Source organism: Serinicoccus sp. CNJ-927 (assembly GCF_001942435.1).
In the GTDB taxonomy this organism is placed as follows: domain Bacteria; phylum Actinomycetota; class Actinomycetes; order Actinomycetales; family Dermatophilaceae; genus Ornithinicoccus; species Ornithinicoccus marinus.
Genome location: NZ_MKKF01000026.1, coordinates 1 through 14653 on the forward strand (window position 1 = coordinate 1; position 14653 = coordinate 14653).

Below are 14653 nucleotides of genomic sequence, written 5' to 3' on the forward strand. Positions count from 1 at the left end.
AGTCCTCCCGGCGAGGTGGGTCCACCGGATACCTGCCTGGGTCACCCGGGCGGGCCCGGTGCGCAGAGTCCTCCCGCTGGATTGGGCCTGAGGGATCCCGCACCGCGGCGTCGTGAAGGCCACCCGTCCCTGCGGCGCAGGTGGAGCAGGCGGCTCGGCCGGCCAGCGCGTCCCAGGGGACGACGACCTGCGGCTCGACGGTCGGCATGCCGGTCGCGACCCGCGGGATGGCCTCCAGGTCAGGCGTGACCAGATCGGCCCAGCCCTCCGGCCTCGCGTCGTCTGCCGCCGCAGACGAAGCAGTCGAACCGGACGGTCCAGGCCCATCAGCCACGAGATGATCCTCGGGGGCGCGGGCTTCGCCAGCTGCCCCGGGCTCCAGGGCGTGCGCACCGGTCGCCGTCCCGGGCTCAGGCTGGCGAGTGCTGCTCGCTGCCTGGGTCTCGGAGTCGCCGGCACCGGTCGCCATCCCCGGCTCGGGCGACCGGGCGCCTGGGCCTGCCTCGGGCGGACTGCCGAGGTGGTCCGGCACCGGGAGCCGTCCGTGGACGATGAAGGCGGTGAGCACGTCGGAGCGGAGCTGGTCCAGGGTGCGGGGGTCGCCCTGCTTGCGCAGCAGCCGGGCAGCGCGCTCGACCCGGGCGTGCGCCGCGATCAACGAGATCGCGGGCCCGGTCGCCTCCAGGGTCGCCGTCCCGTCGTCGTGGACCGTGATCCTCGCGCGACGCTCCCGGTAGGCCCTGCTACGCCGCTCCCGCTCGGCCACCACATCGCTCCCCTCGGCCCGGGTCGCCTCCCGTGCCAGCGCGGCGGTGTAGTCCACCTCGTGCCACGGCCCCTGCCGCAGCTCACCCTCGGGTGTCAGCCGCTCGGCCACGACGACGTGCCGGTCCGTGCCGAACAATCCCTCGGCGACCAGCAACGCCCCGTCGACCTCCAACGAGCCGCACCGCCGCCAGAACGCCCTCACCATGTCCCACGACACCTCGCCCCGGTCCAAAGCACCCAGCACCGCCGCCCGCACCCCCACCGGCGCGCACGCCAGACCCACCAGGTGCCGCGCCTGCGTGATGCCCATCCCCAGCCGCGCCTGCACCTCGGCGCACGCCGCCCGCTTCGTCTCCGCCCGCCACCTCGCCCGCTGACCGTCGGTCAGCTCCTCCACCGAGACGAACCCCTTCTGCGCCAGCACCGCAGCCCCGGTCACCGCCACCACCAACCGCGCCGCCTCGACCAGCCGCGCCTCCAGACCCGAACGGGCCGCCGCCACAGCCCCGAGCGCACCCAGCGCCGCCTCCTCCGCCGACCCCTCCGACTCGATCACCGCGACCGCCACGCCCCTCACCCCCTCAGATGAAGCACCTCGTCCTGATCTCACCAGGCTAATCGAACACGTGTTCGACGTCAAGGGCGAGTCGTGGGGATGTCTGGGCCGAGACGCACCGCGGGCGCGCCCCCTCAGAAGAGCTTCTGCCACCACTTCGGCTCGGGCTCGCCGGGGTTCAGCGAGATGACCTTGACGCTGCTGAAGGCGCCGTTGTGCACGATGGTGAGCCGCCACATACCCGGGTCGGAGACGCCCTCGTAGTCGCCGCTGAGGTCGCTGAACAGCGCGCTGCCGCCTGGGACGTCCACCCCGACGCCGCGCGGGACGATCACCTTGCAGCTGGAGAAGACGTCGTTGAGCCGCAGCTCGACGACGGGGGAGCTGACGACCGCCTCGCGCAGGTCGAGCACCGACTCGGAGAACCCGCCCGACAGGGTCAGCACCTCAGGCACCTGCCAGCGGCCCAGCCGCTTGGTCGAGCTGAAGAAGGTCGTGATCCGCGACGGGGTCGCCAGCGCGGGCACATCGGCCCGGCGCTGAGCGGGCACGTCGCTGCCCGCGCCAGCACCGCCCTGCTCCGGGCGCCAGTCCGGCGAGTCCTGCGCCGCCGGGCCACCGATGATCGTCATCGGCCGGTCGGCCTCGTCGCTGGGACTGGGCAGCGGCGGTCGCTCGGCGCCCGGCTGCCCCTCGTCCCGTGCGTGCGGTCCCTGCTCCTCCGGAGTCCCCGTCATGCACCCAGGGTATGCCGGGCCGCCGGCCGCCCGTGAGCGGTCCGGTCGGGTCCCCTCCCGGTCAGTCCCGATGCACCAGCCGCAGGTCCGCCCAGACCAGCCGGTGGTCACTGGTGGGGAACGGGTACGTGCCGACCAGCCGGAACAGCGGGTCGTCCTCGGTGGGCCAGAAGACCCCGGCGTCGAGCACCGGGAGCTGACGGCTCGGCAGCACGTAGTCCACCCGCAGGTTGCCCGGCGCCGGGGTGTCGTTGAAGTCGGCGGTGTCGAGGGCAGGGTCGGCGCGGTGGTCCTCGTTGGCCCCACCCTGCAGCCGGGCCTGCTCCACACCACCCTCGCTGCCGGGGCTGACCCTGGTCCGGATCGAGCGGCTGTCCAGGAGCTGGTTGATCGCGCCGTCCCGCGAGTCCCCGTCGACCGGGTCGGCGTTGTAGTCGCCGACGATGACGAAGCGCTCACCCCGGCCCAGGCCGCCCGAGCGTCCCTGGTCGTCGTAGATGTAGGACGAGGCGCGCTCGCCAGCCACGTAGTCGGACCAGAAGCGGATCTCGTCGTGGTTGCGCCGCCCGTTGCGGTCCTCCTCGCCGTCGAAGGTCGGCGGCGTCCGGTCCCCCGACGCTCCCGTCGTTGTTGGGGTCGTACCCGCTCGGCACGCCGGTGTTGGACGGCGCGAGGTAGGCGTAGGGGTAGCTCACCGGGTCGGCGCCACGTTGCGCGCCTGCTCGTCGTCACCGCTGCTCAGGTCTGCCGCGAGGTCGCCCTCGGCCGAGCGGTTCAGCGAGGCGTTGCAGGTCGCGATCCGGACGTCCCGGTCCACGGCACCGCGGTCACGCCCGGGACGGTCGTGGGCGTTCGCCGGAGCGGCGGCCAGGGCACCCACGAGAGCGGTCACGGTCAGGACGGAGAGGTATGCCGTGCGCGTCGTCATACCGGACACGGTGGGGCGGGGGGACGTCTGTGCGAGAGTTCACCCCATGAGCGAGAGCACCGCGACAGCGCGGCTCAGCGAGACCGAGCGCCGCCTCGTCGAGACCAACGGGATCGAGATCATCGAGGAGGCCGAGCGCACCGCACGCCCGGCCGACCTCTTCTGGCCGTGGTTCGCCGCCAACGTGTCCGTCTTCGGGATCAGCTACGGCAGCTACGTCTTCGGCTTCGGCATCAACTTCACTCAGGCGCTGCTCGTCACCGTCCTCGGTGTCGTCGCCTCCTTCCTCGCCTGCGGCATCATCGCGATCGCCGGCAAGCGGGGGTCCGCACCGACCATGGTGCTCTCCCGCGCGGCCTTCGGCGTCAAGGGTCAGAAGGTGCCCGGCGTCTTCTCCTGGCTGATCTCCATGGGCTGGGAGACCTTCCTCGCGATCATGGCGGTGCTGGCCACGGCGACCGTCTTCACCCAGCTCGGTTGGGGCGGCGGCACCACGACGAAGGTGCTCGCCTGCGCCGTCATCGCCGCCCTCATCGTGGCCGCGTCCGTCGCCGGCTACCACACGATCATGCGGCTGCAGTCGATCCTGACGTGGCTCACCGGAGCCGCCACCATCGCCTACATCCTCATGACGCTGGACCGGATCGACCTGGCCGCCGTCACCTCCCGCGAGGCCGGTTCGACCGAGTCCGTCATCGGGGCCCTGGTGATGCTCATGACCGGTTTCGGGCTGGGCTGGATCAACATCGCCGCCGACTGGTCCCGCTACCAGCGGCGCGACGCCAGCGGCGGCGCCATCGTCTTCTGGAACACCCTGGGCGGCGCCCTCGCACCGACCCTGCTCGTCATCTACGGTCTGCTGCTCATCGGCTCCCAGCCCGAGCTCGAGGAGGGCATCGTCAACGACCCGATCGGCACCCTCGCCACGATCCTGCCGATCTGGTTCCTCGTCCCCTTCCTGCTCGCGGCCGTGCTCGCGCTCGTCAGCGGTGCCGTGCTGGGCATCTACTCCTCCGGGCTGACGCTGCTCTCGCTCGGCATCGACATCCCGCGCCCCGCCGCGGCGCTCATCGACGGGACGATCCTCACCCTGGGCACGATCTGGGTCGTCTTCTTCGCGCAGAGCTTCCTGGCGCCGTTCCAGAGCTTCCTCATCACCCTCGGTGTCCCGATCGCGGCCTGGGCGGGCATCCTCATGGCCGACGTGGCGCTGCGCCGCAAGGACTACGACGAGCGGGCGCTCTTCGACCCGCGCGGCCGCTACGGCGACTGGAACTGGACCGCGATCGGCCTCATGGTCGTGGGCTCGGTCATCGGCTGGGGTCTGGTCATCAACCTCTTCGCCGACGCCGCCGCCTGGAACAACTGGCAGGGATACCTCCTCGGCCCGCTCGGGCTGGGCGGCAAGGAGGGCACCTGGGCCTGGGCCAACCTGGGGGTCCTGGTCGCCCTGGGGATCGGCTTCGTCGGCTGGCTCACCCTCGGGCGCGCGATCGTGCGCCGGCAGGAGTCCGCCTGAGCCGCGGCGGGCGCGTGCCCGACCCGGCGGCCGGTATACCGGACGCGACCGGGTCAACCCGCTCCCGGTGAACGGTGGGTGAATGCCGCTCGCGGCGTGCACAATGTCCCTCGTGCCCGCCGACCTGCTCATCCTGGTGCTGGTGGTCGTGGTCGCCCTGGCCTTCGACTTCACCAACGGCTTCCACGACACCGCCAACGCGATGGCGACCTCCATCGCGACGCAGGCCCTGCGCCCCCGGACGGCGGTGCTGCTGTCGGCGGTGCTCAACCTCGTCGGTGCGTTCCTGTCGATCGAGGTGGCCCTCACGGTCACCAACGCGGTCATCAACATCCAGGACTCCGACGGCTCGCCCCGCCCTGAGCTCATCGGCGACGGGGGAGTGGCGCTGCTGCTCATCCTGCTCGCCGGGCTCGTGGGGGCGATCGTCTGGAACGTCCTGACCTGGCTCTTCGGTCTGCCGTCGTCCTCCTCGCACGCGCTCTTCGGCGGGATGATCGGCGCCACCGTGGCGGCGCTGGGCTGGTCCGGGGTGAAGTGGGTCGGCGACGGGTCCGAGCTGGACGGTGTCGTCGGCAAGGTGATCCTGCCGGCGCTCATGTCCCCGGTCATCGCGCTCGTCGTGGCGACCGTGGGGACCTGGCTGGTGTTCCGGGTCACCGAGGGGGTCGCCAAGAAGTACCGCGCGGCCGGCTTCCGGTGGGGGCAGATCGGGTCCGCCTCCCTGGTGTCCCTGGCGCACGGCACCAACGACGCGCAGAAGACCATGGGCATCATCACGCTCGCGCTGCTGGCGACCGGGCACTGGACCGACACCGGCAGCGTGCCTTTCTGGGTCAAGGCCTCGTGCGCGCTCGCCATCGCCGTGGGCACCTACCTCGGGGGGTGGCGCATCATCCGCACCCTGGGGCAGGGGCTGGTGAAGATCTCCTCGCCGCAAGGGATGGCGGCCGAGTCGGCCTCCGCCGCGGTGATCCTGGCCGCCAGCCACCTCGGGTTCGCCATCTCCACGACGCACGTCGCGACCGGCTCGATCCTCGGCTCCGGGGTGGGCAAGCCCGGGGCGGAGGTGCGCTGGAGCGTGGCGGGCCGGATGGTGACGGCGTGGCTCATCACGCTGCCGATGGCGGGCATCGCGGGTGCCGCGACCTGGTTCCTCGGGCACCTGCTCGGCGGCGGCGCGCTGGCGGCCGTGGTCATGACGCTGCTGCTCCTCGTCGCGGTCGGGGTCATGTGGCGCCGCTCCCGGCAGGCGCCGGTGGACCACACCAACGTCAACGAGGAGTGGGTCGAGAGCCACGGCCGCGCCCCGCGGGAAGGGGGTCGCTGATGGGTGACCTGCTCGGGCTCTGGCTCACGGGCGGCGGGCAGCTGCTCCTCGCCGGGCTGCTGCTGGGGGCCGGCCTCCCGCTGGTCTTCGCGCTGGGCATCCGCGCCCTGGCGCTCGCCGAGGGCGGCGACGCCGAGGCCGACCGCTCCGACCCGCGGCCGTGGCTGCGACCGGTCGCCTGGCTCTGCTTCGTGGCGGTGGTGGTCGGGGTCCTCCTCGGCCTGGCCGTCATCGTGTCCTCGGGCTTCGGCTACGAGCTCGCCTTCGAGGGCGTGCTCCCGACGCTGCAGAAGGGAGCCTGAGGTGGAGCGGTCAGGCATACTGCGGCGGGTCGTGGAGTGGCTGCGGGCCGGCTATCCCGAGGGCGTGCCCGACGGCGACTACGTCGCCCTCCTGGGGGTGCTGCGCCGCAAGCTGACCGAGGACGACATCGAGGCGATCGTCGCCGAGCTCCTCGCCGACAGCGACGGGGCGGTCACCCAGGAGCAGATCCGCGAGCTCATCTGGTCGTATGCCCTGCAGGAGGCCACCGACAAGGACGTCGCCCGGGTGTCCGCGCACCTGGCCGCGGGGGGCTGGCCGCTGGCGGACCCGGACGTACCCTAGCGCCATGAGCACCGCCACCTGGCTCGTCGTCGTCGACGCGCAACGGATCTTCGCCGACCCCTCCTCGGAGTGGTGCGCCCCGCGCTTCGCGGAGACGGTGGGGCCGATCCGCGAGCTCGTGGCCGAGCACGGCGCCGGCGAACGCGTGGTGCAGACCCGGTGGATCCCGCCGCACGTCAAGCACGGCTCCTGGGTGCCCTACTTCGAGTGCTTCCCGTTCGCCGACCGGGAGCAGTTCGACCCGCTCTTCGACCTCGTCGACGACATCGCCGAGCTCAACCTGCCCTACACCGTCTCCGAGCCGACCTTCGGCAAGTGGGGGGAGGGCCTGCGCGAGGTCGTCGGCGCCGACGCCCACCTCGTCCTGGCCGGCGTGGCCACGGACTGCTGCGTCCTGTCCACGGCGCTGGCCGCCGCCGACGCCGGGTGCACGGTCGAGGTCGTCGCGGCCGCCTGCGCCGGGTCGACCGACGAGGCCCACGAGCGCGCCCTGGCAGCCATGGAGCTGTATGCCCCGCAGGTCACCATCCGCCGCTGAGTCACCGTCGGGACGGGAGCTGCCGGTGCAGGGCGACCCCGCGCAGGGCGGAGGCGGCCCCCACCAGCGCCAGGACGACCAGGGCAGGTGTCCGGACGTCGTCGACCTGCTGCAGCGGGATCCCCCACACGAGGCGCACCACCTGCCAGGCGGTGACGAGCCCCGCGAGGGTGACCACGGCCCGCACCCCCGTCAGCGCGGTGAGCCAGACCCAGCGCACCGGCCCCGCGACCCAGCCGCGTGGCATGCGCACCGCCACCGACCGGCGCACCGCGGCCAGCGCCCAGGCCAGCAACCACAGCGGCGTGAGCACCCCGATCCCGAGCAGCAGGGCACCCCACCAGCGCTCCCGCGCTCCCTCGGCCACGCTCGGCGGCAGCAGCTCCGCGACGCCCTCGCTCCACGCCGGCCAGGCCGCCAGCAGGTCGTCCAGCGCCAGGATCGAGCCGAGCGCCAGGAGGGCCGGCAGGAGCCACAGCAGCCCGCAACCGGCGTTGCGCGAGCGCTCCTGGGTGGCGGCGTCCTCGGCCGCCTCCCGCTGCCGTCTCAGGTCCTCGTAGTGACCCCGGTCGCTGTGGAAGAACTCTGTCTCGTCGGGCGCCATGCTCAAGGCTAGCGCCGAGTCATGCGTCAGTGGCGGTGCGCGAGCACGGCGAGGGTCGCCAGGCCGTAGGCCTCCTCGGCGTCCCGGTGGGTGAAGGTCTGGGGAGCGCCCTCGACGAGCGCGACGACGGCATACACGTCGTCCGGCTCGGTCCCACGCTTGCCGAGGCCCACGAAGTCGTGCCCGAGCACGGCCCGCAGCTGGTCCTCCCGCGGCAACCAGACCGTGTCGTCCAGCGCGACCGAGTCGAGCGCCCACTCAGCGACACCGTTGAAGCCGATCACCGAACCGCCGACGAACTCGTGCACCTCCACCGTCATGTCGGCGAGGTAGAAGACGTCGTGCGAGAGCCCGGGCCGGTCCACGACGAAGCGGTCGCCGGCCAGCGGCGACCAGATGAGACCGGCGTCGTGCAGGCGGCGGGCGAGGTCGACGCTGAGCATGCGCCCATCGTGCCCGACGGGCGGTGTCTTCCGCGCGGCGGACCGCGGGAGTATCCTGACGTCACGGAAAGAGGTGGTGCCCGTGAGCATCCGGATCCAGCAACCGCAGCAGTACGACCTCGTGTCCGACACCCTCCTCGTCGCCGGCACGGCGGGCGGTGCCTTCGAGGCGACCTTCAACTACCGCGTCAGCGAGGGGCACGACGAGGTCGTCGGCCACTTCAGCGCTGGTGACGGTGTCGGGGGGCACGGGCAGTTCCAGGTCGAGGTCGATCTCTCCGGCGCGGCCTTTACGCTGCCGCTGCTGACCGTGGAGGTCTTCTGGCCCTCGCCTCGGGACGGCGACGGGGAGATGGACACCCAGACCGTCCAGGTGGTGCACGGTCCGCAGGTGGTGCCCGGGTATGCCGTCTACCAGGAGCACACGGTCGTCGCCGGCGACACCCTGTGGGGGATCGCCGACCACTACTACGGCGACGGCAGCCTCTACCACCGGCTGGTCACGGCCAACCCGGGGACGATCACCGACCCCGACGTGATCTCCGTCGGTCAGGTGGTGCGGGTGCCGCGCACGGCAGGCTGATCGCCCACAATGGGCGGTGATGCCCACCGACCAGACCCTCACCGCGAGCCTGCCCCGCGACGGCGCCGCCGAGCTCGACCCTGACGCGCTCTTCACCACCTTCGCCGACTGGGCGCGGGAGCGCGGGACCGAGCTCTACCCGCACCAGGAGGAGGCGCTGCTGCACCTGCTCGAGGGCAGCAACGTCGTGCTCGCCACCCCCACGGGGAGCGGCAAGTCGCTGGTCGCCACCGCAGCCTGCTTCCTCGCGCTGGCGCGCGACGAGGTGGCCTTCCTCACGGCGCCGATCAAGGCCCTCGTCAGCGAGAAGTTCTTCGACGCCTGCCGGGTCTTCGGCGCCGAGAACGTCGGGATGCTCACCGGCGACGCCGCGGTCAACGCCGACGCCCCGATCGTCGTGTGCACCGCCGAGGTGCTGGCCAACATCGCGCTGCGCGAGGGGGAGGGCGCCGACCTCGGCGTCGTCGTCATGGACGAGTTCCACTACTACGGCGACGGGCAGCGCGGCTGGGCCTGGCAGGTCCCCCTGCTCACGCTCCCGCAGGCGCAGTTCGTGCTCATGTCCGCCACCCTCGGCGACACGACGCGCTTCCGTGAGGACCTCACCCGCCGCACCGGGCGGCAGACCGCTCTGGTAGCCGGGGCTGAGCGGCCGGTCCCGCTCCACTTCGCCCCGGAGCTGGCGATGACCCCGGTGCCGGACACGATCACCGAGCTGCTGGAGGAGCGCCAGGCGCCGGTCTACGTCGTCCACTTCACCCAGCGAGAGGCGCTGGAGCGCGCGCAGTCGCTGCTCTCTGTGCCTCGGCTCGTCGACGCCGCCGAGAAGGAGGCGATCCGCACCCGGATCGGCGCCTTCCGGTTCACCGCGGGCTTCGGGCGGACCCTGTCCCAGCTCGTCCGGCAGGGCATCGGCGTGCACCACGCCGGCATGCTCCCGCGCTATCGCCGGCTCGTCGAGCAGCTCGCGCAGGACGGTCTGCTCAAGGTCATCTGCGGCACCGACACCCTCGGGGTCGGCATCAACGTGCCCATCCGCACCGTCCTCTTCACCGGGCTCGCGAAGTTCGACGGGACCCGGCAGCGGGTCCTGCGCGCCCGCGAGTTCCACCAGATCGCCGGTCGGGCCGGCCGGGCCGGCTTCGACACCTCCGGGTATGTCGTGGTGCAGGCGCCGGAGCACGCCATCGAGAACGCGCGCGCCCTCGCGAAGGCGGGTGACGACCCGAAGAAGCAGAAGCGGGTCCAGCGGAAGAAGCCACCGGAGGGTTCGGTCTCCTGGAGCGAGCAGACCTACGCCAAGCTCGTCGGTGCCGAGCCGGAGCCGCTGCAGTCGAAGATGAAGGTCGACCACGCCGTCATCCTCAACACCGTCGCCCGTCGTGGGGACCCGGTCGAGCACCTGTCGGCGCTGCTGCGGGACAACCACGAGACCCCGGCGGCGCAGAACCGGCTGGCGCGCCGGGCGATCGCCCTGGGCCGCTCGCTGCTGGACACCGGCGTGCTCGTGCGGGTCGACCCGGGGCAGCGGGAGGGCCGCAGCATCGACCTCGCACCCGGGGTCGCGGAGAACTTCGCGCTCAACCAGCCGCTGGCGCCCTTCGCCCTCGCGGCCCTGGAGCTCTTCGACCCCGAGGCGCCGACGTATGCCCTCGACGTCGTCTCGGTGGTGGAGTCCGTGCTCGACGACCCCATGCCGATCCTGTTGGCACAGCGCTACCGCGCCCGCGGGGAGGCGGTCGCGCAGCTGAAGGCCGACGGCGTCGACTACGACGAGCGGATGGCCCTGCTGGAGGAGGTCACCTGGCCACAGCCGCTCGCCGAGCTGTTGCAGGGGACCCTTGCGGTATACCGCCAGTCCCACCCCTGGGTGCGCGAGGACGCGCTGTCGCCCAAGGCCGTCGTCCGCGACATGTGGGAGCGGGCGATGAGCTTCACCGAGTTCGTCGGCTACTACCAGCTGGCGCGCTCGGAGGGCGTGGTGCTGCGCTATCTCACCGACGCCTACCGCACGCTGCGGCAGACCGTCCCGGAGTCCGCCTACACCGACGGGCTGCACGACCTGGTGCACTGGCTCGGCGAGACGATCCGGCAGACCGACTCCTCGCTGCTGGAGGAGTGGGAGGCCCTCACCGACCCCGAGCGGGTGGCGGAGGCCGCGGCCCGGGAGGCCGCGGGTGCACCCGCCGTCCCGGCCCGGCCGATCACCGGCAACGAGCGGGCCTTCCGGGTGATGGTGCGCAACGCCATGTGGCGCCGGGTGGAGCTGGTCGCCGACGACGCCTGGGAGGCGCTGGGCGACCTCGAGGCGCAGGTCGCCGCGCTGCCCGAGGAGGCCGTCGAGCCGTTGATGGGCCGGGAGGACTGGGACGCGGCGGTCGGCGCCTTCTACGACGAGCACGACCAGGTCGTCCTCGACGCCGACGCCCGCGGGCCGCAGCACCTGCGGGTCGAGCCGGTCCAGGCCGGGCAGGCGCAGATCTCCGACGGGCGGGCCGCGCGGGTCTGGCGGGTCAGCCAGACGGTGAGCGACCCCGAGGGTGACCTCGACTGGGTCATCGAGGCCGAGTGCGACCTGGATGCCTCGGACGCCGTGGGGGAGCCGGTGCTGCTGGCGACGGCCTTCCGCCGGCTCTGAGGCCGGACCCGGCCCCTGTTCTCGCGTCTGGGAGCCGGTTCGTCAGCCGAGAGCCTCCTCGACCAGGCTCAGGAGTGACGAGCCGGCGCTCAGTGGCCGCTGCCGCGCTCGGACGAGGCCGGGAAGTGTGCGGCGAGGGCGGTGAGCGCGCCGAGCCAGCCGTCGCGCATGGCGGTGTCGGAGTCGGCGTCGGCGATCTCGTGGGTGAGGACCACGAGGGTGCCGTGGGAGTGCTCCCGCAGCTCGACGGTCACCAGGTCGTCCTGCGCCTGACCCTCGCCGGTCTCCCAGCGCCACGCCATCTGCAGCAGCGGAGGGGCGGTCGAGCCGGGTGAAGCGCCCGCGTCCCGCCAGCCCGGCCACCTGCGAGCTCACCGCGAAGTCGCCGCCGACCTCGGCGCGCACCTGGTGCTGCGTGTCGGGCAGACCCGCCCACCACCACGTCGCCAGGACCGCCTCGTCGGTCCACGCCTCGAAGACGGGATCGGCGGGCACGGGCAGGTCCTGCGCGACGACGATCCGTGGGCCGGGGTAGGTGGTCGGCTCGGTCATGGGGTCCCTCCCGCACGATGGTGGTCCTGCTCCTCGTCGCCGGGCTGGTCCTCCTGCTGCAGACCGAGGACGGCCCGCAGCGCCGGCACGCTCTCCACCGTACCCGCGCGCTCTCGCGGCGGACCCTGCAGCGGGGCCCAGTAACGCAGGTGCGCGTGCATCGGCAGCAGCCGGTGCCACCAGCGTCGGTGCGGCCCCGAGTGGTGCACCGCCAGGTCGCGGATGCCGGTCCCGAAGGTCGGGCGCAGCGGCCCGGCGACCGGGTCGCCGTAGAGCCAGGCCCGCCGCGGGAAGTAGAGGTTGGTCCACCGGGTCGGCCCGAAGGGTGCCCCGTGGTTGCCGACCAGCGCGGTGCGCTCCAGCTCGCCCTTGCGGAGCACGGTGGGGTAGAACGCGCCGGAGCGGTCGTCGGCCTCCGCGGTGGGTGCCAGCGACGGCATCGGTGGGCACATCGGCAGCTCCAGGTCGTCCTGGCGACGCTGCAGCGAGGAGGCCCGCGTGTCCAGCAGCAGCCGGCCGTGCGCGAGCGGCGAGCCCAGGGTGACGAAATCGGTGACCAGCCACGGGACGCCCCGCTGGCGGCACTCCCGCCAGAGCCGGCGCTGCACGTGCTGGAAGACGTCGACCTCGCCGTGTTCCAGCCCGAGGGGGTCGCTGTAGTCGAGGACCAGCCGCTCCGCCTCGGGCTGCGGCCCCATCTTCTCGAAGGCCGGGTGCCGGGCCTCGTCCCAGTAGAGCCGCAGGATGTCGTAGCCGATGACCGAGCCGAGCGAGTGACCGACGACCACGACCTCGTCGTAGACCTCCGCCGCGTGCAGCCGGCGCATGAGCTCCAGGCCCTCGTTGCGGATCGCGGTGCGGGCCGCGACCCTGCCGGGTCGGGTGTGAGGTAGCGCTCGGCGTCGGCGAGACGGCGGGTCAGCACCTGGCGCAGGCCCGACTGCACCACGGCCAGCCCCAGGACCACCCAGAAGGGCGGCTCGGTCAGCCAGGCGCGGACGCCCTCCCGCCACACCATGACGACGGCGATGGCCACCGCGGCGGCGAGGGTGAGCACGAGGAGCAGGGTGAGGACGTTGAGCACCGGCGCGGACGGGCTGCCGGACCAGGCCGAGCGGCGGCGCAGCAGCCGGGCCAGCCACCGCAGCACCTGCGGCACCGTGGACTCCGGGGCGTGGTGCGCCCAGTAGAGCTCGTAGAGGTCGGTCGGCACCGAGGAGCCACGGCCGGAGCGCCCGTAGACCGACATCCGGCGCAGCTCGAGGTTGTCGCTGACCCGGTCCGGCTTGCTCCACGCGTCCTCGCCCAGCCCGAGCCCGTCGACGAAGCCCCGCAGCGTGCCGGTCGGCTCCTGCTCGCCGATCCCGTGGATGAGCACCACGGCGCGCCGCACCCAGCCGTCGCCCTCACCGGCGACCGGCCGCGGCGGCTCCGTCGGAGTCGTCCCCCAGGTGGTCATACCCGTCATCCTGGCAGCGGGCACCGACAGCGACGCCGGTCAGCCGTCGAGGACCCCGCCGAGGTAGTCCAGGAGCGGCGCCCGCACCGGCATGAGGTAGGCGTGGTGGCCGCGCTCGCGGGCGAAGTCCACCACCCGGCGGGCGAAGTCGCGCTGCCACGGCATCGAGGAGTCGAAGCCGGCCGGGAAGACGACCCGGTTGCGGCGCCGCCAGTAGCCCATCGCCCCGCTCGTCGTGACCGAGGTCGCCCCCCACCACACGTCGATCCCCTCGGGCAGCACCGAGGCCCAGGCCGCCATGAGATGGGTGTCGAAGAAGGGCTGGGTGAAGATGCCGTTCGCCCCGGCCGCGAGCTTGCGGTCGAGGTAGCGCATCTCGGTCGTCATCGCCTGCCGGTAGGGGTCCAGCCCGGCGTAGACGGTGACCTCGGGCAGCTCGGCGCGCACCCGACGGATGACGTCGACCGCGTCGACCGGGTAGGTGGCCGAGTGGAAGTAGTCGGCGTCGTCGCCGGAGACGACCAGCAGCTCCCCGGTGCGGCGGGCCTCGTCGGCCATCGGCAGGGGTGCGTCCGGGTCGACGTCGGCGGCACGGATGTGCGGGATCGTCCGGTATGCCGTGCCGTCCGCCCGCCGGGCGGCGTCGCGCGCGACCTCGGTGGCCTGCCAGCTGCGCAGGTCGAACTTCAGCAGGTCGGGGATGTTGACGGTGTCGACACCGCGCAGCCGGTCTGCGACCTGGGCCATCTCGCTGCGCACCGACTCCGCGCTGCGGGGGACCAGCTCGACCGAGATGCGGGACGACATGGTCGTCCAGTCTTCCAGCAGCGCCTCCGGCTCGAGAAATCACCTCGTCCGCCGCACCACCTGCGGCGGAGGTGGGTCAGGTCCGCAGCAGGTCCAGCACCTCGTCGAGGACGGATCTGTGGTCAACGGTGTCCGACGGGCCGCCAGAGAGATTCGACCTCTCGTTCCTTCGCCATGGCAAAGAGAACGAGAGGTCGAGATCTGGTGGCGGTGGGGCTCAGCTCTCGTCGGTGACAACGGAGTCGAAGGCTTACGTGGTGGGCATAGGATCGCCTCGACCCGGTCTCCTGTCCTTCGTCAACGCTATAGAACCCGTCGAGGCGCCGAGTGCTAGCCCGAGATAGGCCGTGGGATCGACGTCGACCAACCACAAGACCGCGCCGATCGCCAGGAACGATGCCGCTCCCAAGATCAGGAGAAGAATTCCGCGCAAGGCCTGACTCAAGTGCCTACATATCAGCGTCAGAGCAAGCCCGCTCAGCAGTGCTAGTGTCGCGCGTCTGAAGTTGTTTGACGGGTTGCGCGGGGGTCGGCGGTCTTGCCTCCAGGTGCTCGGGGGAGAGCCGTCCAGCCCTCTGACCGGGA

General features: G+C 72.4%; 14 protein-coding genes and 3 pseudogenes. 7 read left to right on the forward strand and 10 right to left on the reverse strand.

All coding sequences use genetic code 11. The features are described 5' to 3' along the window. The 4 genes and pseudogenes from BJF86_RS09130 to BJF86_RS19585 all read right to left on the reverse strand — a co-directional run. Nucleotides 1–1324 (reverse strand): annotated as a pseudogene (locus BJF86_RS09130) (hypothetical protein); the annotation flags it as partial. A gap of 134 nt (nt 1325–1458) precedes the next feature. Next, the gene (locus BJF86_RS09135) at nt 1459–2061 is read right to left on the reverse strand and encodes a hypothetical protein (RefSeq protein ID WP_075818405.1); all 603 of its coding nucleotides are present in this window, start codon (nt 2059–2061) and stop codon (nt 1459–1461) included. A 61-nt stretch (nt 2062–2122) separates the two neighbouring features. Then, nucleotides 2123–2671 (reverse strand): annotated as a pseudogene (locus BJF86_RS19580) (endonuclease/exonuclease/phosphatase family protein); the annotation flags it as partial. Between the two features lie 81 nt (nt 2672–2752). Then, nucleotides 2753–2989 carry a hypothetical protein gene (locus BJF86_RS19585; protein ID WP_321166171.1) on the reverse strand — a complete coding sequence of 79 codons (237 nt, stop codon included), beginning with the start codon at nt 2987–2989 and terminating at the stop codon, nt 2753–2755. Between the two features lie 46 nt (nt 2990–3035). On the opposite strand from BJF86_RS19585, the gene BJF86_RS09145 reads away from it, so the two are divergent. The 5 genes from BJF86_RS09145 to BJF86_RS09165 all read left to right on the forward strand — a co-directional run bounded on the left by BJF86_RS09145 (nt 3036) and on the right by BJF86_RS09165 (nt 6982). Continuing rightward, the gene (locus tag BJF86_RS09145; RefSeq protein ID WP_075818408.1) at nt 3036–4508 is read left to right on the forward strand and encodes a purine-cytosine permease family protein; all 1473 of its coding nucleotides are present in this window, start codon (nt 3036–3038) and stop codon (nt 4506–4508) included. A gap of 103 nt (nt 4509–4611) precedes the next feature. Then, the gene (locus BJF86_RS09150; protein ID WP_075818411.1) at nt 4612–5838 is read left to right on the forward strand and encodes an inorganic phosphate transporter; all 1227 of its coding nucleotides are present in this window, start codon (nt 4612–4614) and stop codon (nt 5836–5838) included. Further along, complete coding sequence (locus tag BJF86_RS09155) at nt 5838–6140, forward strand: hypothetical protein (RefSeq protein ID WP_075818413.1); 303 nt, start codon at nt 5838–5840, stop codon at nt 6138–6140. The genes BJF86_RS09150 and BJF86_RS09155 overlap by 1 nt, the downstream gene beginning before the upstream one ends. Before the next feature lie 31 nt (nt 6141–6171). After that, nucleotides 6172–6444, forward strand: a complete 273-nt coding sequence (locus BJF86_RS09160) for a DUF3349 domain-containing protein (RefSeq protein WP_237768150.1) — start codon at nt 6172–6174, stop codon at nt 6442–6444. 4 nt (nt 6445–6448) lie between these two features. Continuing rightward, nucleotides 6449–6982, forward strand: coding sequence for a cysteine hydrolase family protein (locus BJF86_RS09165; RefSeq protein ID WP_075818417.1), 534 nt, complete (start codon nt 6449–6451; stop codon nt 6980–6982). A gap of 1 nt (nt 6983) precedes the next feature. Here BJF86_RS09165 and BJF86_RS09170 read toward each other — a convergent pair whose 3' ends face one another. Further along, nucleotides 6984–7586, reverse strand: a complete 603-nt coding sequence (locus BJF86_RS09170; protein WP_075818420.1) for a hypothetical protein — start codon at nt 7584–7586, stop codon at nt 6984–6986. 26 nt (nt 7587–7612) lie between these two features. Further along, nucleotides 7613–8029 carry a hypothetical protein gene (locus BJF86_RS09175; protein WP_022925936.1) on the reverse strand — a complete coding sequence of 139 codons (417 nt, stop codon included), beginning with the start codon at nt 8027–8029 and terminating at the stop codon, nt 7613–7615. A gap of 82 nt (nt 8030–8111) precedes the next feature. On the opposite strand from BJF86_RS09175, the gene BJF86_RS09180 reads away from it, so the two are divergent. Continuing rightward, nucleotides 8112–8612: a LysM peptidoglycan-binding domain-containing protein gene (locus BJF86_RS09180; protein WP_075818433.1), complete on the forward strand. Its 501-nt coding sequence runs from the start codon at nt 8112–8114 to the stop codon at nt 8610–8612. Nucleotides 8613–8631: 19 nt separating this feature from the next. Beyond that, nucleotides 8632–11250, forward strand: a complete 2619-nt coding sequence (locus tag BJF86_RS09185) for a DEAD/DEAH box helicase (protein WP_075818431.1) — start codon at nt 8632–8634, stop codon at nt 11248–11250. Between the two features lie 89 nt (nt 11251–11339). Here the strand turns inward: BJF86_RS09185 and BJF86_RS19370 are convergent, their stop codons facing one another. The 4 genes and pseudogenes from BJF86_RS19370 to BJF86_RS09210 form a co-directional block, all read right to left on the reverse strand. Further along, nucleotides 11340–11552 carry an SRPBCC family protein gene (locus tag BJF86_RS19370; protein WP_075818422.1) on the reverse strand — a complete coding sequence of 71 codons (213 nt, stop codon included), beginning with the start codon at nt 11550–11552 and terminating at the stop codon, nt 11340–11342. A 25-nt stretch (nt 11553–11577) separates the two neighbouring features. Next, nucleotides 11578–11802 (reverse strand): annotated as a pseudogene (locus BJF86_RS19815) (SRPBCC domain-containing protein); the annotation flags it as partial. Further along, a complete protein-coding gene (locus tag BJF86_RS09200) occupies nt 11799–12629 on the reverse strand; it encodes a hypothetical protein (protein ID WP_075818424.1) in 831 nt (276 codons plus the stop codon). The pseudogene BJF86_RS19815 and the gene BJF86_RS09200, both read right to left, overlap by 4 nt. Before the next feature lie 671 nt (nt 12630–13300). Next, complete coding sequence (locus tag BJF86_RS09210) at nt 13301–14068, reverse strand: methylenetetrahydrofolate reductase (RefSeq protein WP_075818429.1); 768 nt, start codon at nt 14066–14068, stop codon at nt 13301–13303. Nucleotides 14069–14653: the final 585 nt, after the last annotated feature.